General features: G+C 42.4%; 23 protein-coding genes and 1 pseudogene. 19 read left to right on the top strand and 5 right to left on the bottom strand.

Going from position 1 to position 22285, the window contains the following annotated elements; genetic code table 11:
* The first annotated feature begins 133 nt into the window (after window positions 1-133).
* The 17 genes and pseudogenes from HPS54_RS05895 to HPS54_RS05970 all read left to right on the top strand — a co-directional run bounded on the left by HPS54_RS05895 (window position 134) and on the right by HPS54_RS05970 (window position 17143).
* A complete protein-coding gene (locus tag HPS54_RS05895) occupies window positions 134-1213 on the top strand; it encodes a polysaccharide pyruvyl transferase family protein (RefSeq protein WP_172344543.1) in 1080 nt (359 codons plus the stop codon).
* A 206-nt stretch (window positions 1214-1419) separates the two neighbouring features.
* A pseudogene (locus HPS54_RS05900) lies at window positions 1420-2118 on the top strand (GT-D fold domain-containing glycosyltransferase); the annotation flags it as partial.
* Window positions 2119-2127: 9 nt separating this feature from the next.
* Window positions 2128-3069 carry a glycosyltransferase family 8 protein gene (locus tag HPS54_RS05905; protein WP_172344544.1) on the top strand — a complete coding sequence of 314 codons (942 nt, stop codon included), beginning with the start codon at window positions 2128-2130 and terminating at the stop codon, window positions 3067-3069.
* Between the two features lie 5 nt (window positions 3070-3074).
* Entirely contained in the window at window positions 3075-4160 is a 1086-nt protein-coding gene (locus tag HPS54_RS05910) for a glycosyltransferase family 4 protein (protein ID WP_172344545.1), read from the top strand.
* Window positions 4161-4162: 2 nt separating this feature from the next.
* The gene (locus tag HPS54_RS13070; RefSeq protein WP_353477659.1) at window positions 4163-4396 is read left to right on the top strand and encodes an acyltransferase family protein; all 234 of its coding nucleotides are present in this window, start codon (window positions 4163-4165) and stop codon (window positions 4394-4396) included.
* A gap of 17 nt (window positions 4397-4413) precedes the next feature.
* Entirely contained in the window at window positions 4414-5088 is a 675-nt protein-coding gene (locus HPS54_RS05915) for an acyltransferase family protein (RefSeq protein WP_338142808.1), read from the top strand.
* A 5-nt stretch (window positions 5089-5093) separates the two neighbouring features.
* Window positions 5094-6608 carry a glycosyltransferase family protein gene (locus tag HPS54_RS05920; RefSeq protein WP_172344547.1) on the top strand — a complete coding sequence of 505 codons (1515 nt, stop codon included), beginning with the start codon at window positions 5094-5096 and terminating at the stop codon, window positions 6606-6608.
* Between the two features lie 19 nt (window positions 6609-6627).
* The gene (locus HPS54_RS05925) at window positions 6628-7569 is read left to right on the top strand and encodes a glycosyltransferase family 2 protein (protein WP_172344548.1); all 942 of its coding nucleotides are present in this window, start codon (window positions 6628-6630) and stop codon (window positions 7567-7569) included.
* Window positions 7556-7954, top strand: a complete 399-nt coding sequence (locus HPS54_RS13075; protein WP_172344549.1) for a GtrA family protein — start codon at window positions 7556-7558, stop codon at window positions 7952-7954. The genes HPS54_RS05925 and HPS54_RS13075 overlap by 14 nt, the downstream gene beginning before the upstream one ends.
* Window positions 7951-8952: a glycosyltransferase family 2 protein gene (locus HPS54_RS05935; protein ID WP_172344550.1), complete on the top strand. Its 1002-nt coding sequence runs from the start codon at window positions 7951-7953 to the stop codon at window positions 8950-8952. Before HPS54_RS13075 ends, HPS54_RS05935 begins: the two co-directional genes overlap by 4 nt.
* A 168-nt stretch (window positions 8953-9120) precedes the next feature.
* Entirely contained in the window at window positions 9121-10167 is a 1047-nt protein-coding gene (locus HPS54_RS05940; protein WP_172344551.1) for an acyltransferase family protein, read from the top strand.
* 120 nt (window positions 10168-10287) lie between these two features.
* Window positions 10288-11364 carry an O-antigen ligase family protein gene (locus tag HPS54_RS05945; protein ID WP_172344552.1) on the top strand — a complete coding sequence of 359 codons (1077 nt, stop codon included), beginning with the start codon at window positions 10288-10290 and terminating at the stop codon, window positions 11362-11364.
* A gap of 2 nt (window positions 11365-11366) precedes the next feature.
* A complete protein-coding gene (locus HPS54_RS05950) occupies window positions 11367-12359 on the top strand; it encodes an acyltransferase family protein (protein WP_172344553.1) in 993 nt (330 codons plus the stop codon).
* 16 nt (window positions 12360-12375) lie between these two features.
* On the top strand, window positions 12376-13536 hold the full coding sequence (locus HPS54_RS05955) for a glycosyltransferase family 4 protein (RefSeq protein WP_172344554.1): 1161 nt from the start codon (window positions 12376-12378) through the stop codon (window positions 13534-13536).
* A 20-nt stretch (window positions 13537-13556) separates the two neighbouring features.
* Window positions 13557-14798: a protoporphyrinogen/coproporphyrinogen oxidase gene (locus tag HPS54_RS05960; protein WP_172344555.1), complete on the top strand. Its 1242-nt coding sequence runs from the start codon at window positions 13557-13559 to the stop codon at window positions 14796-14798.
* A gap of 11 nt (window positions 14799-14809) precedes the next feature.
* Entirely contained in the window at window positions 14810-15616 is an 807-nt protein-coding gene (locus HPS54_RS05965) for a glycosyltransferase (protein WP_172344556.1), read from the top strand.
* A 219-nt stretch (window positions 15617-15835) separates the two neighbouring features.
* Window positions 15836-17143 (top strand): ATP-binding protein, encoded by a 1308-nt coding sequence (locus tag HPS54_RS05970; RefSeq protein WP_172344557.1) that lies wholly within the window; start codon window positions 15836-15838, stop codon window positions 17141-17143.
* Window positions 17144-17176: 33 nt separating this feature from the next.
* On the opposite strand, the gene HPS54_RS05975 is transcribed toward HPS54_RS05970, so the two are convergent.
* The 5 genes from HPS54_RS05975 to HPS54_RS05995 all read right to left on the bottom strand — a co-directional run bounded on the left by HPS54_RS05975 (window position 17177) and on the right by HPS54_RS05995 (window position 21334).
* Complete coding sequence (locus HPS54_RS05975) at window positions 17177-17692, bottom strand: N-acetylmuramoyl-L-alanine amidase (protein ID WP_172344558.1); 516 nt, start codon at window positions 17690-17692, stop codon at window positions 17177-17179.
* Between the two features lie 170 nt (window positions 17693-17862).
* Window positions 17863-17976, bottom strand: coding sequence for a smalltalk protein (locus HPS54_RS05980; protein WP_172344559.1), 114 nt, complete (start codon window positions 17974-17976; stop codon window positions 17863-17865).
* Window positions 17977-18033: 57 nt separating this feature from the next.
* Window positions 18034-18477, bottom strand: coding sequence for an HU family DNA-binding protein (locus tag HPS54_RS05985; protein ID WP_172344560.1), 444 nt, complete (start codon window positions 18475-18477; stop codon window positions 18034-18036).
* 157 nt (window positions 18478-18634) lie between these two features.
* Window positions 18635-18838, bottom strand: coding sequence for a DUF4248 domain-containing protein (locus tag HPS54_RS05990; RefSeq protein ID WP_172344561.1), 204 nt, complete (start codon window positions 18836-18838; stop codon window positions 18635-18637).
* Between the two features lie 372 nt (window positions 18839-19210).
* Window positions 19211-21334: a VapE domain-containing protein gene (locus tag HPS54_RS05995; RefSeq protein ID WP_172344562.1), complete on the bottom strand. Its 2124-nt coding sequence runs from the start codon at window positions 21332-21334 to the stop codon at window positions 19211-19213.
* A gap of 258 nt (window positions 21335-21592) precedes the next feature.
* Between HPS54_RS05995 and HPS54_RS12840 the strand changes: the two genes are divergently transcribed.
* Both HPS54_RS12840 and HPS54_RS06000 read left to right on the top strand, forming a co-directional pair.
* Complete coding sequence (locus HPS54_RS12840) at window positions 21593-21922, top strand: hypothetical protein (RefSeq protein ID WP_216653048.1); 330 nt, start codon at window positions 21593-21595, stop codon at window positions 21920-21922.
* Window positions 21923-21980: 58 nt separating this feature from the next.
* Window positions 21981-22172 (top strand): hypothetical protein, encoded by a 192-nt coding sequence (locus tag HPS54_RS06000; RefSeq protein WP_172344563.1) that lies wholly within the window; start codon window positions 21981-21983, stop codon window positions 22170-22172.
* Window positions 22173-22285 lie beyond the last annotated feature (113 nt).

Raw genomic sequence — 22285 nt, forward strand, 5'->3', positions numbered from 1 at the left:
TTGCATAAAGGTTGTACATACGATGGTTTGAACTTAATGTTTTAATCACCACTAAGTTACTAAAAATCAGCGACATGTACAACTTTTTACTCATATTTATCAACTTAAATTAATTCCGCCAACGGGTTAATAAATGAAAATTGGAATATTAACGTTTCATCGGGCGGTCAATTATGGAGCGATTCTTCAATGTTATGCATTGTATACCGCATTGAAACAATTGGGATATGATGTGGATGTTATAGACTATCGGCAGCCTGTCATTGAAGAGAACCGACATAACTTACGTTGGAAACATATCTGGAACAATCGCTTACATTGGGGGAATATATATCGTTATCTAAAAAAATATCCATATAGGAAAAGAATATGTGTAAATTTCCAAGTTTTTGGCAAACAGTATCTTCGTTTTACTCCCAAATGTACAGGGGTATCTATTTCTAAAAATATTGATTTGTATTTAATAGGAAGTGATCAGGTTTGGACTATAGTTCACACCGGGGGATATGACCCTGTATTATGGGGAATGTTTGATCGTTTTCCAAACTCAAAGGTTTGCGGATATGCCATAAGTTCAAATGTAGCTTCCATAGAAGCGATAGATAAAACGCTTTTGCGTAAAAGTATTAGTCAATTTTCCATTCTGTCTGTCCGCGAACAAACGATTAAGGACATGTTAAGCGAATACAGCCAAAAACCTATTAGAGTAGATTTGGATCCCACATTGCTTTTGTCCTCACAAAGTTGGAGTGAATTGACAGATGAATCATGGGGTAAGAGGGGAGATTATATTGTGACCTACCAAGCTCGTCACCTTCCTAGTAAGGAGTCTTTTCTTTATGAACAAGCATGTGTTTTAGCTTCTAAAATAGGAACTACCAATATAATAGACCTTTCCACTTATAATTATACACCACAAGAATTTGTCTCCATTATCAAGCATGCCCGCTATGTCATTACATCTTCATTTCACGGAACCGTTTTCGGATTGATTTTCCACCAGCCAATGGCTGTATATAAATTGAATGACGGACATGACAGTCGTTGTATAGACTTGTTGAAGTCAACCGGAATGGAGTATATGCTAAAAGAGACGAGTTGGACTCCGGAACCGGAGGAATGTGATTATACCCATTTTGATGACAGACTTTCATCTCTACGGGAAAGTTCAATCAATTATCTTAAGTCATTAAAAAATATTATCCAACAATAAAATGGAGAATCTAAAAAGAATTTATAGAAGGCTTCGTAAGATTTATTATGCTTACATAAAGGCTTGGTTTGTTTATCGTGAGACTGATAAATGGCATATATTAGATAACTGGGAGACTCTTGAATATCTTAGCAGTCACCGTTGCTCTATGGCTCGTTATGGCGATGGTGAATTTGGTATAATGGGGGGGGGTAGGAAATGGCTTTCAAATAGCTGATAATGAGCTTTCTAACAGGCTATTTAAAGTTCTTGGATCTAATGATGCTCCCAATTTCATGATTGGTGTTCCGTATCCTTTGAAGTATTTTAAGGACTTGAGAAATGGACGGTTTTTTTGGCCGGAGTATACAAGTAGGCATATTAAACAGCTTCGTAAATATATAAACCCGAAGAAGATTTATTTAAACACCCAAGTGACAAGGTTTTATTTTGAACGTGCGGATAAATCCCTATGTGAGGAGCATTTTCAGAAGCTAAAGAATCTTTGGAACGACAAGGACATTGTTGTGGTAGAAGGAACTATGACGCGTTCCGGTGTTGGAAATGACCTTTATGATAATGCCAAGAGTGTCCGGCGTATCTTGGGATATTCGGAGAATGCTTTTTATCATTATGATGAAATGTTGGATACAATAGTGAAAAATGTCAGTAAAGAGCAACTTATTTTGCTTTGTTATGGTATGACAGCTACAGTCTTGGCGTATGATTTGGCAAAGTTAGGCTATTGGGCAATGGACATAGGCCATCTCGACATTGAATACGAATGGATGAAAATGGGTGCAACAGACCGTGCATTGATTAAAGGTAAACATGTTAATGAATTGAAAGAAGTTGGAGGCTCGGATGTCGGATCGTGCGAAGATCCCGTATATCAGAACCAGATAATTGCCGATATAACTAAATAATCCTAAAAAGTGGAATCGTATAACCTTGTTTGCATAGCCGATGAGACATACGCCCAACATGCGGCGGTCATGCTAGCATCGCTCTTTGCCACCAATCCGTCTAAACAGTTCCGTGTTTTTCTAATGACATTTGTCATGCAGAAAGAGACAAAAAAGAAGTTGGAAGACATGGTCAATGAGTATGGCAGTATTACATTCATCGAAAATGATTACGAAGGCACGGGCATACAAACGCTAAAAAGCGAGACGAGCACCAAAGCGTGGAACCCGATAATGTATCTAAAATTATTGATTCCACAGTTTCTGCCGCAGGATGTCGACCGTTTCCTGTTTCTTGATGTGGATATGGTTGTCAATGCGGACATAGAGCCACTATATGAGATTCCTTTCTCCGGAAATATTGTATATGCTTGCGAGGACTACAAATATCTGCAAGCGCATAAATACAGGCTGGGATTGCGAGAAGAAGACCTGTATATCAATAGCGGTGTGATGATGGTGGATTTGAAGGCATGGAGGGAAAAAGACAAGCAATTCCCGACAATAGAATGCCTAAAGCAGTATGCCGACAGACTGAATAACGACCAAGATGGTTTTGCTCTGTATTTTAAGGGGGAGATAGCCTTACTTCCTACCAATAAATGGAATGCCACAACGTTTTTCTTTGAACAAGAACCTCGTATATTGGATAAATATTTGGCGGAGGTGGACAAAGTCAGGCGCAATCCTTACATCATACATTTTTGTGAGCCGGTAAAACCTTGGTTCAAGGATTGTTTGCATCCTTATCGAAATCTCTACAGAAAGTATCTGGAGATGACTCCGTGGAAAGACTATAAATATCCGATGTCCGGCACTTATCGTGGCTTGGCATTAGTGAAATACTATATAAAATATTGGCTCAATGCGTGTGGTATACGTAGAGAACCTATGAGTTTAGTCAGATTGTAAAATCAATGAAGAATATTTGTTTTACCGTCCGCAATATCGATTGTGGAGGTGGCACGGAGCGTGTCGGCATCCGGCTTGCCAATGCGCTGATAGGGCAGGGGTACAATGTGTTTATGGTAGATTATGACTCCAAACAACACAAGCCCTTTTTTGAGTGTCATCCACGGTTGCATCTTTGGACAATACTCAGTCACGGAGGCTTCGAACGGAAGATGCGCTGGCATTTCAGGTACGGGGCGTGGAAGTTCCGCCGCTTCCTGAAGAAGAACAAGATAGACGTGGTGATAGACATTGACATCTTCAATGCCCTTTGGACTGCTCCGGCGGTGCGTGGACTTGGAATCAAGTGGATATCGTGGGATCATTTTGACTATAACTACAATGTGAGCGACCAACGCCAGCTGGCTTTGCAACTGATTAAAGACGAAGCCGATGCACTGGTGATTATTTCAAAGTTCAACCGCGATATGTATCTCCGGAAAACCGACTTCGCTCCGGCGTTCCTGCATCAGATATACAATCCGCTTTCTTTTGAACTTGACCATTCGGTAGACCATAGTGGACAAAAGAAGGTTGTGGCGATGGGACGCATTGCTCCTCAAAAAGGTTTCGATTTATTATTGAAATCGTGGCTTTTGGTGGAGAAAGAAGTGGAAGACTGGTCGCTGGAGATTGTATGCGGATATGGCGACTATCAGGCGTTGGAAGCAGAGGCGAGAGCCATGGGATGCCGGCGGGTCACCTGTTCCAGTCCGATACGCGATGTGGAAGGAAAGATGTCTTCGGCAGCCCTTTTTGCCCTGAGCAGCCGTTTCGAGGGATTCGGTTTGGTGTTGACCGAGGCGAACGCCTGCAGTGTGCCGGCCGTGAGTTACGATTGTCCTTTCGGTCCCGGTGAAATCATTTCGGACGGTGTGGATGGATTGCTTGTAGAGCCCGAAAATACGGAACAATTTGCCGAGAGGCTTCTCACGTTGATGAAAGACGATGCCCTGAGAGCCGAAATGGGGCGGCTGGCCTACGAGAGTAGCAAGCGATTTGCCATAGATAAGATTGTGAAACAATGGGTCGAACTGATAGAGAGCCTGTAAGGATGCAAAGAAATTACTCTGTTGATATTTTGCGTTTCTTGTGTGCATACCTTGTCATCACGTTGCACATACACACGCCATATTCCGCTTACACCGAGCCTATAGCCCGTTGTGCCGTGCCTCTGTTCTTTATGATGTCCGGTTTCTTTGGGAAAGCAAAGATATACAGGTTGCTTAAAATAATTGTCCTGAGTACGTTAGTGTATTTATTTGTAAATATTTTACCCCCCCTATAGGCGAAATAAAAGAGGGCTTGCCTTGGTGGAAAACACAGATTGCCATAGTTTTTTTCAACGAAAATCCATCGGCTTTCCATCTTTGGTATTTGTCGGCTTATCTCTATGTCTTGTTGCTCATACCTTTGATAAAAAAATACAATATGTGGCAATTGGCATACATGATAGTGCCGCTTCTGTTGGCTGTGGGGATTGTGCTTGGTAAATATAGCAACCTGCTGTTCCATAGGGATTTTTACGCATTTCTCAGTCGTAATTTCCTTTGTGTGGGACTGCCGTTCTATCTCATCGGGCATCTCATTGCCGAAAATAAAGAGAGACTGTTATGTCATAAGAAAATGATATATGCTATGTCTGTATTGCCTTTAACCGTTCTTGCCGTTGCCGAAGGCTTGTGGGTAGATAAGGTGTTTGGTGATGTATACATTTGCACGGTTTTCCTGTCAATCTGCATATTCCTGCTGACTCTCTCTTGCCGTGTGGAACATGAAGGGCTGATAAGCAGAATCGGCAGACGGGACGCTTTACATATATATATCACTCATCTGTTTTGGATTAAAGTCATGACTTTGCTGATGGCAAACGCATCAGGCTTTTGGCTTGAGCTGTATCGCATAACAGGTCCATTGGTGATATTAACGATTTCGTTTTTGGCTATAAGATTGGTCAGACTTGTAATAAAAGAGAAATGAAGATAATGAGAAATACACTTACTTGGCTCTGTGGAAAGAAATATGGCATCCTCGTGCTGTTGTTGATATTTGTGGTGCTTTCACAGATGGTTTTTAATATAGACTCGTATCTGTATGCCAACAACGGACATTACGATTCTGCCATATTCTTCTTTTGTGGCAAGTCGTTGATGAACGGGTATGTTCCATACGTAGACTACACGGATAGTAAAGGATTATTGCTGTGGATTATATATGGTATTGGATTTCTAATACATAACTATTCCTATATCGGTGTATTCTGGATAGCGTGCCTTTTCTTTTGGGGCACCTTCTGGATTGGCTATAAGACGGCGCGGCTTTATCTTGACAAGCCTGATGCCTTGTTGGCTTCGCTCAGTATGGCTATCCCGTATTGGTATTGGAATTTCTATACAGAGGGTCGGGCGGAATATTTCTGTATTCCATTTATTGCCTATGTGTTATACCAGTTGCTGAAAATCATGCACCAGCCATGTTCGATGAAAGGATTATCGTGGGAATGGATTGGTGTCGGGGGGGGGCTTGTCGCTGTGATAATGATGAAATGGAGCGTTGGTCTGATGATGGTGAGTTTAATTGTGAGCATCGGTGTGTGGGCATGGAAACGCCGGGAATTAACAAGCTACATCGTCAGTTTTGTCGTTGGGGCGATGGTATTCAGCCTGCCGTTTCTTGTCTATTTTGTAGCTACGGACAGTTTGGACGTTATGTGGTCTGAATATTTCCAAAACACATTGTCGTCCGTGAGCGAACCTTTACAGGCTACAATTGTGAGTTATTCCCGTGAATGGGGGAATCTGTTTTTCACGAAACGGATTCTGTACATAATGTACACGTTGCCTTTGTTGCTGTTGTGGAGACGTCGTGAATGGTTTGCAACCGCATTGCCTTGGTTGTCGGCCATGTTCTTCATCGCTTTGGCCATACGCCATGACAATTTCGGACACTATATAACCGTTGTCGCCCCCTTTGCCATCTTTGCCGTTGTTTGCCTAATAAAAGCATTCCGGTCGCGAGGAATCTCGTTGCGATATTACTTTGTCGCATTCATGTTGGCCTTTGCATACCTTGTATGGGGAAAGATACATTATAATGACAACTTTTTTACGAAAGCCAAGGACGTAGAGGAGTTCGAGCGTATCAATTGGAGGATGTCGAGGATTAAAGACCCTACCATCCTGGTGATGGGGCAATATCCCGGTTTTGCAATGGGATACACACGTCCTTATTGCCGCTATTGGATTACCCAGATGGGGCAGACAGAAGCTATGTTCACAGCACAAGACAAGGCTCTGAGGGAAGCAAAGGCCGATTTCGTTTGTCTTATCAAGTCTAATTTCGAGAAATATGATCCCGTACTTTTATCCAAAGGATACAGTGTTATGGATGAGTACGAAGGGTTTTGGATTTATTCCAAAAAGAAAATTCCGCCGGTTCCGGGAGGTTTCCATGTGACTCCTATGGACATACTGACCAAAAGGAATATGGCAGAGTGGTAATTATTAAATATTCAGCCCAATGAAAAAAGTTTCAATACTTATTCCCGCTTATAATGAGGAAAGGTCTCTTCCGCTGTTGTATCCGGAATTGACAGGACTAATGAACTCGTATAACAAGTATGAGTGGGAGGTTGTTTTTGTCGATGACGGTAGCCGTGACCGTACACTTGAAATGGTGAGGGCTTTGCATGCTGATGACAAGCGGATAAGGTATGTGAGCCTTTCGCGAAATTTCGGCAAGGAGAATGCCATGCTTGCCGGTTTCGACTATGTGACAGGTGACTGCATGGTGATTATGGATGCGGATTTGCAGGATCCTCCGTCGATGATTCCACAGATGCTGGAGTATTGGGAGCAGGGATATCAGGATGTCTATGCCAAAAGGGCAGACCGCGGAAAGGAAAGTTGGCTTCGCAAATGGTTCTCCTTGTTGTTCTATCGTATATTGGATGCGACAACAAGATTTGAGGTGTTACAGAATGTCGGTGACTTCCGTCTGTTGGACAGAAGGTGCATTGACGCCCTGAAGGAATTGCGCGAATGCGAACGGTATACGAAAGGAATGTTCTGCTGGATTGGATACAAGAAAAAGGAAATTGTATTCAATCGTGGCGACCGTGTGGCCGGAAACAGTAACTGGAATTTCTTTTCTCTGTTCAATCTTGCCATAGAAGGTATTACGTCGTTCACTACCGCGCCACTTCGTTTTGCCAGTATTTTCGGTTTCGTTATTGCTTTCATTTCATTCTGCTTCCTGTTGTATTATCTGGTCAAGACCTTGTTTTATGGTGACCCTGTGCAGGGATTCACCACTTTAGTGGTGATTATCTTATTCTTAGGAAGCATACAATTGATATGCCTCGGCATATTGGGTGAGTATATAGGACGTATATTCAATGAAACAAAGAATCGTCCCCCCTATATGGTGGGAGAGACGGATGAAGCGCATGATAAAAATTAGGATATTCCAAGACAACAGGCCGATAGAATTTATTCGTTTCTGTATAGTTGGAGGATTGTGTACTGGGATAGATGCCGCAATATATTATATTGTACGAGGTTTTGCGTCTTATCCGGTAGCATTGATGAGTGGGTATTTACTATCGCTTGTCGTGAATTATTTTCTCACAGTATATTGGACATTCAAAGTCAAAGTCTCAATAAGAAATGCTGTAGGAATAGTTGCAGCCCATCTTTTCAATCTTTTTTTTGTGAGAATGGGGCTGATGTATTTTTTTGTACAATTGTTTTTGATAAATGATCGTATTTCATATATTCCAACGCTTTTGATAAGTGTAATTGTAAATTTCATAATTGTCAAGTTTGTTGTAAATAGAGTGAAATGAATACTCCGAAGATTTCTATATTAGTGCCTGTATATAAGGTTGAACCTTACCTCCAGCGTTGCATCGATTCCGTGCTTGCCCAAAGCTTCACCGACTGGGAACTTATCCTTGTAGATGATGGCAGTCCAGACCGCTGTCCGGAGATATGCGATAGGAATGCCGTCATGCATCCGGACAAGATAAAAGTAGTGCATAAGGAGAACGGGGGGCTGGTGTCGGCACGATTGGTGGGGTTTAAAGAATCTAAAGGGGAATATTTGGTATTTCTTGATTCTGATGATTACTTATATCCTCATGCTTTGTCGGTACTGTATAATAAGATCATAGAGGGATATGATATTGTAAGAGGCAGGAACAATCAGGTATCTCCAACGCATGAGATTTACGGAATAGAAGAATATAAGATTCATCAAGGTGAACTTGAAGGAGAGGAGTATACCCATGCGTATATCATGGGAGAAGTAGCTCCTTATCTGTGGGGGGCTATATATAAACGTTCTTTGTTTTCCGAAGAGATATTCCGGAAGTTCTTGTTTGTATCGCGTCAGGAGGACTGGGTGACACAGATTGGCATATCATCAAGAGTCAACAAAGTATTTTATATAGAGGATGTCATACAGGCGTATATGATAAACGATGCTTCTATCATGCAAAGTTATATCACTGATTATAGTTATGTGATGAAGATAGGAGATGTTTTTCATGTAATGATGAAATCTTTTTCTCCAACGATACAACTTTTAATTCAATGCGACAGGATGAAGGAATTAAACAGATGTTTCTTCTTTCCCGAATTGCCTTTCGATTGGAATGTTTATAAGAGAATGCGCATATTCTTAAAAAATAACCAAAATCTGAATGTTGTTTCAAATATGACAGATGCCAAATTTCTTAGGTTCGTACAGGCACCTTTAATGTTTTGGACATATACACGGATTTATAATGTTATGTTCAGATATATAAAACTAAATGGTAAAAAAAGAAAGGTGCTAAGATAAAATGATTGCTTGAGAATACATATTAACCCTGATTCATAATCTTGATGTTTCTGAACAACAAGACTAATAAATCAAATTCAAAAAAATCAAATTAGCATTGTATATGGTCGTATATTAATACTTTAACGATGATGTATGGATTTTTATCGCACCAATAATAGATAATAAATGAAACAAAATAGGAATATTTCAATTGATATATTAAAATTCTTTGCGGTTTTATTAATAACGAATAGCCATTTTGACGAGCAATACGTTTATTGCAAGGAATTGGCAACGGGGGGGGCTATTGGTGATGCCTTGTTCTTCTTTTGTTCCGGATATACGTTGTTCCTTGGACGTTTTGGCCGATTTGATGAATGGTATAAGAGGAGGATCAGGCGCATATATCCAAGTGTGTTATCCTTAGGACTAATTTCTGTTTTTTTATTTCAAAAAGACATTGGTATTGGTCGGTTGTTATCAGATGGCGCAGGATGGTTTGTGATGTGCATAATGATATATTATGTAGCATTATATTTTGTCAGGAGATATCTTGTTCATAATCTTCGATATGTGTATGTGGGTGTTGTTCTTTTAATATTGCTATGGAATAGCTTGTTTTTTGAACCGATATCTTCCATATTTGTAGAAAATTTCAAATGTCTTGATTGGATGATTTTCTGTCAACCAATGGATAAGGTGTGGATATTCCAATGGAATTATTTTAAATTCGGATTCTTTTTCCTTTATATGTTAATAGGCGCAGATTTAGGATTGCGGGAATCTAAGAGAAAGACACAAGATTCCCCCAAGTTTTTACATACTTTTTTATTGCTTTTACTATCCATAATTTGTTTTTATGCGATTCCTATAATTTGTGATTTATATCCGGACACTAAATATGTTTTGATTCTCAGTTTGATTCCTTTGGTCTATGTGGTTTTGTATTTTTATAAGCTTTGCCAAACTGATTTTATCCGAAATCTTTTGAATAAAAAATATATAGGATCGGCTGTAATGATTATCGGCGGACTTTGTTTGGAGATTTATTTGGTACAACCATATTTAAGAACTACTGATTTGAATCACCTTTTTCCATTGAATATAGTGATATTATCTGTTGCCATTGTTTTTGTGGGATATGTGTGTAGATCTCTGGGAAGATTCATACAGCAGACTTTTAGCAGTGAGGAGGGATACGAATGGAAATCAATATTTAGATTAATTAGATAACAAATGAAAGGTATTATACTTGTTTTAAAAAAAATATGGAGGTATTGTAGGACTATACTTCATACCAAATACAGATGGATGCTTATATTCTTTATAATATGGGTTTATCGAGTTAGTTGTATGGCTGCCGGCGTTGGAGGCTTGGCTCAAGGGCTTCAGGTATTTACTGCTTTCGGATTGCTTTATTATGCGTTGAGATTTGCAAAAAAACGGATTGTCAATGCATTATTCCTGAATGTCCCCATCTCAACAATGACTTTGTATATGATATTGGCTGCAGTAAGTGCATTATGGTCGTATGTGCCGGCAATGTCTTTATTTATGGCAGTGGAGAAACTGATCTTTATAATTGTGCTGTATGCGGTCGTCAGTGAGTTCAGATCCTTTTATTATGCGGAAGCCTTTTTTGTTCTCTTGATGGTTGGTATTCTGGTTTTTAATGGTGTTGCTACGAGATTAATGGGTTATCAGACGTTGATTGGACATGATTTACAGCAAGGCTCATGTGCTGCAATGTGTTTTTCTTATTGTGTGGGGGAAATCATGGCGGGTAAATTAAAAAACAAGGAAAGATACCAAATGTTGTGGGCGGCTATACTTATATCGGTATTGTTCTTGGGATTATCGACCAGTGGCGGGGCCAATGCTTCGGCGGCATTCGGATTTGGAATAGCTTTATTTGCAAGTGGGAAAAAAGGATACGCTTTCTTCTTATTGCTTATTGGTGCTTCGTTTTACGTGTATGAAGACTTATTTGAGAACATGTTTGAATTATTGATGCAGGGAAAGTCTAAAGGAGATATAAGTAGTGCTACCGGAAGAACTGCAATTTGGGAGGTCGTTGAAATTTTGGGAACTCAGAAACCGATGCTTGGTTGGGGATATGCTGCTATGGAGCGATATATAACAGATAAAGGTCCTATGCCCTTAACGGATTTACATAGTAATTATTATGGAACTTTTGGGGGCTTGGGAATTGTAGGCCTTGTTTTATTGATGGTACATCATATATCAAGCATAGTGTATTTATGGATCCGGCATTCAAAGCCCGGTTATGTAGGATTGCTAAGTGCAATATGTTGCGCAGCATTAAATGGTTACTCTTATGGCTTTATAGCAGGTAAAACCGCTATTATTACAGTGGTCTATCTTGCCGTATTAATGATGACATATATATATTCCAAGGTTCGTGTGTGATAATGACTAAAGAATTAAGTGATAAAATAAGGATTGGGACTTTCGTGTGTACGGTGCTTGTAGTGTGGCGTCATGCAATGAACCTTAGGGCTTTTGATTTGACAAGCGACAATGGGTCGTTGGCTTTTTTTATAGAACATGGCATTTCAAAGCAGACAGAAATTGCCGTTCCTTTCTTTTTTCTCGTTTCGGGCTTTTTCTTCTTCCGATATACGTATTATGGGAAAAACGAATATTTCCGGATGATTAGTAAGAAGTGGCATACGCTGTTCGTACCTTTTCTGTTTTGGAATGTCGTAGGCATTGTTCCTTTGTTAACTACTCATAAGTTTGTTTATGAGGAAGAGTGGTGGAGATACGGGGTGCAACTGCTGCATAGCGATTGGAGTGGGATATTGTGGTATGTTAGGGACATTATGACCATGATGTTACTGGTGCCGCTTTACGGATGGATTTTTGCAGTTAACAGCAAGTGGCTATATGCTGCTGTCGGTTTGTACTTATTTTATAATTGGCTGCCGGTGGATTGTGGCTGGGTGTCCAGAGAAGGCATGTTGTTTTTCTTTTTAGGCGGCGTATTGCAGAAATATTCAAGTGTACTCACGTTGAAGATGCCTAAATATTTGTTGGTGGTTATGTTGGTGGCATGGATGATTTCGTGTTTCGGTTTCCCGTTTTACTGGCCTATTCATAGATATAATACATTGTTGGGTGTTTTAATCGGTTGGCAATTACTTGATTATTTTCCCCAGAAATGGCGCAGTCCGTTGTTGAAGGTGTGTCCGTTGTCTTTTTTTGTATATGTGGTGCATGCAAACATACTGGGTATAATGAAAGTCTCACTGGCTCGGTCTTTTTCTTTTAACGAAGCTGTTGCTTTGTCTGCATTTTTTGTATTACCTTTTGTTACGGTGTTTATAGCCCTTGGTGTTGGTGCTGTGTGGAAAAAATATTCGTCTAAAACTTTTGGAATAGTAACAGGCGGAAGAGCCTAAAATCATATTGAATACAATGAAGATACTTTATGCCAACCAGGTGTTTCTGGACTACAGGGTGCCTTTTTATAAAGAGCTTATAAGACTGTTTAACAGTGATTTTTATGTGATGTATTCGCCTAATCGTTATCATTTGATGAAGCGTGATGATTTGGCGGAGCGCATAAAACATGAGTTGGGAGTAAATGCGATAGCCTTTAAACATGATTATTTGTTTGATACGGCAACGATGTCGTTTAATAGGGTTGAAGGAGAGTATGGGCAAAAGATTCCCTTTATGTATGGTTTTTTGCGCGCTATCCGCAAAGTGAAACCAGATGTGCTTATAACTGAAGCTTTCTTCCAGTGGACACCGTGGGGGATATTATACAGCATGCTGTTTCGCATTCCTCTTTATATCGGGTATGAAAGGACTTGCCATACGGAGCGGAATACCGGAAAACTGAAGACGTGGCATCGGAAAATATCAGATAAATTCATCAAGGGATATTTGGTCAATGGCATTGAAACAGAGAAGTATTTGATGTCTATTGGCATTAAACAGGAAAAGATACACCGTATTGGTATTAGTGCCGATAGTAAGGGACTAATGTCTGCCATCAAGAATATGACGGAGGCAGAGCAAAGTGTTTTCCGAGAAAAATATATGGGTGATGGTGATGGACTATTGTTCTTGTTTTCTGGACAAATAGTTAAGCGTAAGGGAGTAAATTTCTTGTTGAAGGCGTGGAAAAAGCATGTTATAAACCATCCCAACGATAAGCTTGTATTAATTGGCTACGGTGATATGTACGATGCGTTGAAGCTGAAATATGGTGATGAAGAATCCATTTATATGGAGGGTAAGGTGAACTATGGTGATGTTTATAGATATTATGCCATAGCTGATGTCTTTGTTCTACCGACCATAGAAGACAACTGGAGCCTGGTAATCCCTGAGGCTATGGCATGTGGGTTGCCGGTTTCTACGTCCATATACAACGGTTGTCATCCTGAATTGGTGAAGAAAGACGAGAACGGCGTGACTTTCGACACGTACAATCAGGAGAGTATCATATTTGCTTTAGACTATTTCCATCATCAGGATTTGAAGGCGATGGGAAGAATGTCCGTAGAATTGGAACGAGAATTTAATACGGAGCATTGTGCAAAAAGAATGTTCAATATTTTCAAGTGAACTTGATAAAAAAGATTATTATGAGAATAGCTATTATCGGAGCCGGTATTTCGGGTCTAAGTGTAGGACAATTGCTGAGAGAGAGGCACGAGGTTACATTATTTGAGAGTGAAAACAGACCTGGAGGAATGATAAAATGCGATCGTGTAAACGGGCATTTGTTTCACCGCACTGGTGGCCATGTTTTCAATACACGACGTCAAGAGGTTATTGATTTCTTTTGGTCATTTTTTTCTCGGGATAATGAGTTTATAAAGGCAGACCGTAAATCGGGAGTGTCCATGGACGGAAACTTTTTTGTTTCTTATCCTATCGAGAATCATATTTCAGTATTTGATGACAATGTGGTTAATCGTATTATAACGGATTGGATGAAAATTAAAACGAGTGAAAAGGATGATGAACCGAAGAATTTTGAGGAATTCTTGATAAAACGTTTCGGTATAACACTCTATGAAATGTATTTTTGTCCTTATAATGAGAAGATTTGGCGTAGGGATTTAAAAAAGGTGCCGCTTTCATGGCTTGAAGGAAAGTTGCCAATGCCATCTGTTGAAGAAATGGTATTTAATAATATCAAAAAGATAGAAGAGAAGAAATTTGTGCATAGTACATTCTTTTATGCAAAACATAATGGCTCTCAATTTATTGCAGACCGATTTGCAGAAAGATTGGATATTCGTTATGGAAAAAAGATCGAACAGATTAAATGTAATTTTAACGTATGGAATATAGATGGAGAGGAGTTTGATAAAGTCGTTTTCTGTGGAAATATCAAACAACTCCCGAGTATGTTGGGTAATTTGTCGGATGCGGAAATATATATGATTGACGAATTGGAAAGTCATGGCACCACAACCGTGCTTTGTGAAATAGATGATAATCCTTATAGCTGGATTTATATGCCCAGTAAGAAACATACTAGCCACCGTATCATATGTACCGGAAATTTTTCTCCATCCAATCGGGCTCAGGATAAGATGTCGGCAACTATCGAATTTACGGATTATATTTCAAAAGAGGAAATTCTTGACAACTTAACCCGTATTCCATGGAATCCCAAGTATTTGGCTCATCACTATGAGAAATATACTTATCCAATACAAGGCAAGGAGACACGAAAGTCTATTCAGGAGCTGCGGAACAGATTAGAAAACAAAGGGTTCTATTTGTGTGGACGCTTTGCAGAATGGGAGTATTATAATACAGATGTATGTATGGCGTCAGCTATAAGTCTCTGTGAAAAATTGAACAAAGAATAGGTATAAGAAAAATGATAAGTGTAGTAACTGTTACGTGGAATGCTGAAAATTTTATCAGTGATACAATAGTTTCTGTATGTAAGCAAAAAAATAGGAATTTCGAATTCTTGTTAATCGATGGAGCTTCTAAAGATAATACAGTTAATAGGGTTAAGAGTTTACTCCATGAGGGTAACTTTCCAAAAGAAAATATTGTTATTGTTTCGGAACGAGATAAAGGTATGGTTGATGCCATGAATAAGGGGGTAAGCCGTAGCAAAGGAGATTATGTGTTGTTCCTTAATGGTGGTGATAGTTTTTATGATGAAAACGTAATAGATAAACTTGAAGAAACAATTAATAAGGTTGGAGCAGATGTTATATACGGTAGAACAATGATGATTTTCTATGAGGGACGTGGTATTTATAATGAAAATGAGGAATACGGGGATCCTATCATGCCATTTATCCATCAATCGGTTATTGTGAAAAGGAATTTGTTGTTGAAACATCCTTTTGATTTGAGTTATAAAATATTAGGGGACAGGGAACTTTTTTATTGGTTGCGAATAAACAAATATACTTTCCATTATGAACCATATATCGTCTCTATATATGATGCACGAGAGGGGGGCAGCGAGAACAATCCTTACTTGATAGCGATAGAGGGAGATCGAATCTTGGGACTGGATAAAAAAACTTTTTATTGGTTGAGGAAACTTAGATGGCGTTGCACCAAGGCTCCTATCCAGTTTATCAAGAATAATGCACCGAGAAAGTGGCTTAACTGGTATTTCCTGAGAAAGCGGAAGAATATCGAATGGGTGGAGAAGTATTGAGTTTATCCTAATACTAAATATCAGGTATTTTTTGTATCTCTTGTAAATGCCGCTTATCCATATAAAAAGATTGTTATATGTGGTATTGACCTAACGATAGATGCTATCATCGAAAAAATGTAGTCTTCAGACTTTTGTATCATCGAAAAAATGTGTTTTTAGGCTTTTGTATCATCGAAAAAATGTAATTTTGCAGTTGGATGTAAAAACATAAGCTTTATGAGACGTAACATTTATAATGATTTGCTTGTATGGAAAAGCAGTGCAAATAGGAAACCTTTACTGTTATTAGGAGCGCGCCAAGTGGGGAAGACATGGATAATGCGTCATTTTGGCAAACAAGAGTATAAGAATGTTGCTTATGTGAACTGCGATGATGAGGTACGGATGAAACATTTGTTTGAGTCTGATTATGATATCGAAAGGATTTTACTTGCTCTGCAGGCTATTACCGGTGTTAAAATCGAAGAAGGAAACACCTTGATAATATTGGATGAGATACAAGAGATTGCACGTGGTTTGCATAGCTTGAAATATTTCTGTGAGAAAGCGCCAGGCTACCATGTTATGGTGGCAGGTTCTCTGCTCGGTGTCACAATAGGAAAAGGAGAATCTTTTCCCGTGGGCAAGGTCGATATGTTACAGATGTATCCTATGACATTTGAGGAATTTGTCGATGCTATGGGAGACGCGGAATATAACAAAATAATAAGTTCACGTGATTGGTTCATTATTGAGACCATGAGGACGAAGCTAATAGATCTGCTCAGACAATATTATTACGTAGGTGGTATGCCGGAGGTCGTGTCTGCATATATAACCCGTAAGGATTTGGCGGAGGTAAGGACATTACAACAGAAGATATTGCAGGCTTATCGAAAAGATATATCAAAGCATACCACTGCAAGGGAAACGATAAGAATTGGGCAAGTACTTGATTCGATACCATCACAGTTGGCAAAAGAGAACAAGAAATTCATTTTCGGCGCGGTAAAGAAAGGTGCGAGGGCAGCGGACTTCGAGTTGGCAATACAATGGTTGATAGACGCCGGTATCGTCCACAAAGTGACTCGTATTAAAGAAGCTAGAATGCCATTGAAGTTTTATGAGGACCAAAATGCTTTTAAATTGTTTTTTATAGATTGCGGACTGCTGTCATGTATGGTTGATGTCCCTGTTTCACAAATATTAGTTGGCGACAATGTTTTTGTTGAATTCAAGGGAGCTTTCACAGAACAATATGTTTTGCAGCAGATGAAAGCCTATAACAAGCTGCCTTACTATTGGAGCAATGACAGAACTCCGGCTGAAATAGATTTTGTCATTCAGTATGAAGATCGAATCTTGCCGATTGAAGTAAAGGCTGAAGAAAATGTTCGTTCAAAATCATTAGCACAATTCATTAAAGATAATGAGGGACTGAAAGGGCTGCGAATATCGATGCGTGGATATATAGACCAGTCATGGATGGAGAATATTCCATTATATGGTCTTGACGTTTTCATGAGAGGCAGTGTCTCATTTTGACACAACCTCTCAGCATAAATATAAAAACAGGTTTCAGAGATACAGATACTCCGCCCTTGCATCGAAACAGGGGCAAGCCTTTGGCACGGCACCCGGCATGTCGCAATGACCGCATATCATTGCCTTGGGGAATAGCTTGCGGAGTTTTGCAAGGAGATATAAGAGCGAGGCACGCTGCTCAGGCGTGCGCGTGTCCGCAGGCTTTCCGCGTTCGTCCAGACCACCCTCGTAGCATATGCCGATGCTGCAACGATTGTAAGGGCGACAGTGGGCACCAACTTCCAGCAGGCGGCGGTGACGGGTGACGGTGCCGTCGCGGCGGATGTAGAAATGGTAACCGATGGTGCGGAAGCCGCGGGTCTTGTGGTCGCGCAGCAACTGTTCCACGGTGTAGTCACGGTTGCAGCGTGTGGCGGAGCAGTGGATAATAAGGTAACGCACGCTCTCCGTGCCGTTCATCAGCAGACCTTGCTCGACGCCTTTCGTGAGCAGACGCTCGCTTGTCACCTCTTCCTCGCCGGTGATAAATGGAAATGTTTCTGTTATCATGACTGTGATTTTTTTAAAGGTTTGTAGTATAAACAAGGAGATAAAGGGAGATAATAGAAGTTATGTGGCTGAGCCACGGGAGATAAAGGACAATAGCCGCATATGAAGCGACAAGACATACGTCTCTTATCTTCCTTTATCTCCACATATCTCCCTCTTGAAACACACTGTCAGAGCGTGACACCCGTAACGCATGATGTTACCGACAGTGCGCCCACGATGGATGTGATGAGGGTGCAGATGGCGTTGATGATTACACGCCAGTTTTCTTTTGAGATCTTCATGTTGTATGATTTTTTAATTAACGGATTTGGTTATACACTATGCTGTTGCCGCCTATCTTACACTCCGGTCTCAGGAGTTGTGGCAGTAGGCGTGCTGCCGGTCACTGCCGATGCCTTGCGCAGTGTGGCGTCGAGGTTGAGCGACACGTTTGACAGCATGCCGGTGGCACGGGCGCGTAGCTTGACACCACGTATGTTGCGGTTTACGTTGAAATCCTCCTCGGACTTTGCCCCTCCGGAAGCGTTGCGTATGCCGCATGAGAAAATGGCGAGGTCGTCTATTTTCACGTTCTTGCCCTGGAGTATCATCTCCTTGATACAACGGATCATGGCTGTTATTACTCCCAGACACATTGCTTCCGAAAATCCGGAGTTGTGCTCGGACATGTGTTTGGCAAGAGCCCTGAGGTTCATTGTCTCGTCTATGACGGGCCAGGCGTAATATCTGCCAAATGCCGTACTGCTGGACATGGTGTTCTTTTTGAGAATGAATTTGATCATGATGATTGATTTTTTAAAGTTTGACATGATGTTTGCCGAACTTGGTACTGGCAGTGCGCGCTACTGCGTTTCTTCCGCTCCGGTAATGCAAAGATAATATTAGGCGATATCGTGGGTATGCCTTATGATGCCTTACGGTGCCTTGACGCTTTTCGGGTTACGGTTCACCGAGATAGGCAAATATTATTTTCAGCTGGCGCACGGTGAACAGCTTGTTGGCGGGTTTGTAGCCTGCTTCCGCAAGCTGTCGGCTAAGCTCTTCCGAACGTTTAATCCAGCCGGCGAGCCGGTTTGTCGCCGCTTTCGGGGTTACCCCGGGGAAATAGAGCATTGCAAGTTCTCTTTTGCTATATACTTTCATGTTTGTGAGATTTGTAAGGTTGGTAAGGTTATGAGGTTTTAGGGTTGTGAGGTTATGAGGTTGCGAGGCTGATACAGAGCGGTGGTTTGCGCATCGTAAAAAGGCGGTTTCCATGACAGGAAACGGTTGTTTTTGTTCCGTAAAACGGTTGCTTCCCGGTGCCGACCTGCAATACCGGCATAATCCCGGACAATCTTGTCATGCCGCGACTTGCTGTGTGCGACAGGTGACAGATGTGACAGGCATTTGTTGGAACTATATGTAACCGTATAAAATACGTGTCCTTTAAAGTATATGTATTTATTGTCATTTCAAATATCTATATAGAAAAAAGTGTCACATCTGTCACGTGTCACGCCCACAGGCAGCCTTTCAGAAAGGTATATCATTCTTGGAAGAGCTGTCTCCCGGCACATGCTTGCCTATGTCAGCGACCTGAATTTCAATGACTTCCCAAAATCTGCCGTAGTGTTTCTTTACCTGTCCGTATTCCAATTCGCGCATCACCCTGCCTATTGCTACAGGTGACACTTTCAGTTGCGGTGCGAAGCGTGCAGCAATCTGTGTGGACGTGAGATAGGTACACTTTTCGTATGGTTCGGGGTGGCGGTAATGTGTCACGACAAGCTCGCGTGCGCTGTCAGGTGTCTCGAACTCGCGGTTCTGCCTGTTGATGTCGTCTATCTCGTCACCGTCGAACCAATATTTGAAGCCTCCGTCTATGAGTGCCTTCGCCTGTGCATACACACCGTTGTGGTCGATATTTGCCGTCCACGGGTTGTCGATATGTTCCACCTCGAACACCAGCCAGCGGCGGTTGCCCGTGTCGTCGGTAAGAAACTGCAGGTTGTTTCCCGTGGCGCAGAACGAAGCCCTGTGGGGCAGCCTCACCTTGCGCCGCCCGTATGCGGGACGGTCTTTGATATAGGGCACGGTGGTGAGTGCCTTCAGTTGGTTCACCTCTGTCCTGCTCATGGAGTCTATCTCCTCGAAGTTGATAAGAAAATTCTCGGTCAGTGCAAAGGCGTCATCCTTGTCCATGCGGTGGCTGTTGGTCTTGACGCTATAATACTTGCGCAGGCATGGCGGCAGTATGTTGTTCATGAACGACGACTTGAACGTGCCCTGACGCCCCAGCAAGACCAATATCTCATGGTTAACCACATTGTCAAACATCGCGGCTGCCACAAGCGCCACAAGCCAGCGACGGGCACAATGGTCGAAGACTTTGTGGGGCACGTTACGGCAGTGTACAAGGGAAAGCAGACGCCCGATGTGGTCTGTGCGTCCGTCCCACGGTGGCAGACTGTCAAGATATCCTGTCATGGGATGAAACGTGGGCACGAAGTCGCTCCTGAGCAGCGTGGCAAGCGACATCAGGTCGGTGTTGATGCCCTCACGGCGCATCTCGCACCAGAGCGAGTTCTCGAACGTGTCGTCCATATCCCTGAACTCTCCGAGAGGACTGCCGTCTTTTGCGGCGTGCGCCCATTCCGTCACACCGCTGACAACATTTACACGCAGCACGTACTTTCCCGTGATGAACTGTTCCAGCATCACAATCGGCGTTCCGGAGTTTCTGCCGCTCCCCTCGCCTTTCAGCTTTACCGAGCCATGCTCGTCTCTGTGATTGGCATATACGCTGTGCACCATGCCGGGCAATGGATTTCCGTTTGAAGAGTTGTAGTCGGCATATTCCCGGAGCAGCCGGTCGAGGGCATCGCTCTCCGCCACACCGTAGCGGTTGAGATGATAAATCAGGCGACTGACATATTCGTTGTGATGCCCCGGCACATAACATAATCCTTCACCGTCAAGAACCTTCCTGCCTGCTTCCACAGCGGCAGAGATATCCGCCGGGCGTCCTTTGCGCCTTACCGGTTTTGGGCTGCCGATAACAATCTCCAGCGACTGCGCGTCGGGACGGAACAGTGCATCGGGGTCGTGGCAGACAACAGACATGCGCGTGGCGTTGGAGCACTGGCGGTCGAAGGGACAGCCGCACAGTCGTGCGTAATATTCGTTGGCGGTGGTCCACGCATCGCGGAAGTTGGCTTTGTCCACCGTGCCCTTCATGCGGCATATCACGCGGATGCCGCGTCCCGAAACGGTGGTGTAGGCAAGCCGCGTGTGCGGGTCGGTTTTCACCTTCCGGAGTGCGTCGGCAAACGTGCCGTCTGCAAGGTGATCCAAGTCCACCATCACGTAGCCCGTATATCCGGTGATGTTGCTCTCGGTGCGCCCACCGTCAAGCGTCACCCATGCCACGAACGCTGGCATTCCAGCTTTCATTCGGCTTAGCCTGTCTTTCAGCATGCGCGCTGTCTCGGCATCACCGCGCATCCCGGCTGTTTCCGCTTCCGCCATCGTGCGGCGGTATTGCATGGTGGCAGTCTTCAGACTGCCTCCGGTGAGCATACACATAACCTCGTCGAAGTCAGACACCACAGGAACCCGGCTTCGCAGGTTCTCGAATTTGGATACGATATTTTTCATACACATAAATATTTATAGTAAAACAATTTATCTTTCAGTATATTCCATAAGATGACATCACAAAAATAGCACAGTTCCGCCACAGGGTGCTGCACTCCATGGAGTACAGCACAGAGACAGGAGACAGGATGACTTTTAACTTGATTTAACGCCATAAGGCAGGTCTGCTACGCAGAGATTAGGAATTTCGCTGCATGTCCGCATAGAGCACACTCGATGTGAAATTGAAGAGTTGTGTGCTTTTAAATGCGAGACAGTATGGCCGGCAAGTTATCACCCGAAAAGGAACGCGAGTGGATAGCCATTGCCGCTCGCGTTGTCGCCGAACTCCTGAAGGAGCTTGGGCTGAATTCTTGCCGGCTTGCGGCCAGACGTCTCAGGGTGAACGCGCGTACCATCGCCAAATTAAATCCAGACCATCCGGGGCATGGTCTGAAGTTGGAGACCTTGGACAAAATTCTATTTCGCATAGAGGCTACGCTCAGGTACGAACAACTGCACAGCAGACAAGAGATTGACAGTATGATGTCAGAAGCGAGAAACGAGATTTCGAGTGCTTTATTCGGACCTTTCGTGCCGCGTTATTGATGCCGTGCACAAGGTGTCCGATGCATCCTAACATGATGCGACATGGAATTTACGGGTTGTGGTTGGTATTCCGACGTATGACGGAATGCCCGGTCTGCCGTCTGTCAGTTCCCATCCTGACCGTCGGGAAAGGCAACGATGCAGGCAGCCATTGCACCGGTGTGACACCAACAATGTGGGACATACGGCAGTGCCGGGAACGACGTTCTGCAAGGTGAAGCAGTTAACTGCTGTGGGACAGACCTCCTGAATGGTGGCTGAAAAACGCGATATGCCGTACCATACCGTCACGAATTAAAACAACGGACGGTAGGCACCGGTACATTACCCCGAAAATGGCAATGATCCACACCCTGTTCAATC

This window comes from Xylanibacter caecicola (assembly GCF_013166515.1).
GTDB lineage: Bacteria > Bacteroidota > Bacteroidia > Bacteroidales > Bacteroidaceae > Prevotella > Prevotella caecicola.

Coding starts and splice junctions, on each gene's coding strand:
- HPS54_RS05960 (WP_172344555.1), top strand. CDS start 13,557: ATGAGAATAGCTATTATCGGAGCCGGTATTTCGGGTCTAAGTGTAGGA.
- HPS54_RS05980 (WP_172344559.1), bottom strand. CDS start 17,976: ATGAAGATCTCAAAAGAAAACTGGCGTGTAATCATCAACGCCATCTGC.
- HPS54_RS05985 (WP_172344560.1), bottom strand. CDS start 18,477: ATGATCAAATTCATTCTCAAAAAGAACACCATGTCCAGCAGTACGGCA.
- HPS54_RS05955 (WP_172344554.1), top strand. CDS start 12,376: ATGAAGATACTTTATGCCAACCAGGTGTTTCTGGACTACAGGGTGCCT.
- HPS54_RS05970 (WP_172344557.1), top strand. CDS start 15,836: ATGAGACGTAACATTTATAATGATTTGCTTGTATGGAAAAGCAGTGCA.
- HPS54_RS05895 (WP_172344543.1), top strand. CDS start 134: ATGAAAATTGGAATATTAACGTTTCATCGGGCGGTCAATTATGGAGCG.
- HPS54_RS13070 (WP_353477659.1), top strand. CDS start 4,163: ATGCAAAGAAATTACTCTGTTGATATTTTGCGTTTCTTGTGTGCATAC.
- HPS54_RS05910 (WP_172344545.1), top strand. CDS start 3,075: ATGAAGAATATTTGTTTTACCGTCCGCAATATCGATTGTGGAGGTGGC.
- HPS54_RS05975 (WP_172344558.1), bottom strand. CDS start 17,692: ATGATAACAGAAACATTTCCATTTATCACCGGCGAGGAAGAGGTGACA.
- HPS54_RS05965 (WP_172344556.1), top strand. CDS start 14,810: ATGATAAGTGTAGTAACTGTTACGTGGAATGCTGAAAATTTTATCAGT.
- HPS54_RS05935 (WP_172344550.1), top strand. CDS start 7,951: ATGAATACTCCGAAGATTTCTATATTAGTGCCTGTATATAAGGTTGAA.
- HPS54_RS05990 (WP_172344561.1), bottom strand. CDS start 18,838: ATGAAAGTATATAGCAAAAGAGAACTTGCAATGCTCTATTTCCCCGGG.
- HPS54_RS05920 (WP_172344547.1), top strand. CDS start 5,094: ATGAGAAATACACTTACTTGGCTCTGTGGAAAGAAATATGGCATCCTC.
- HPS54_RS05995 (WP_172344562.1), bottom strand. CDS start 21,334: ATGAAAAATATCGTATCCAAATTCGAGAACCTGCGAAGCCGGGTTCCT.
- HPS54_RS05945 (WP_172344552.1), top strand. CDS start 10,288: ATGGCTGCCGGCGTTGGAGGCTTGGCTCAAGGGCTTCAGGTATTTACT.
- HPS54_RS05940 (WP_172344551.1), top strand. CDS start 9,121: ATGAAACAAAATAGGAATATTTCAATTGATATATTAAAATTCTTTGCG.
- HPS54_RS12840 (WP_216653048.1), top strand. CDS start 21,593: ATGGCCGGCAAGTTATCACCCGAAAAGGAACGCGAGTGGATAGCCATT.
- HPS54_RS13075 (WP_172344549.1), top strand. CDS start 7,556: ATGATAAAAATTAGGATATTCCAAGACAACAGGCCGATAGAATTTATT.
- HPS54_RS05925 (WP_172344548.1), top strand. CDS start 6,628: ATGAAAAAAGTTTCAATACTTATTCCCGCTTATAATGAGGAAAGGTCT.
- HPS54_RS05950 (WP_172344553.1), top strand. CDS start 11,367: ATGACTAAAGAATTAAGTGATAAAATAAGGATTGGGACTTTCGTGTGT.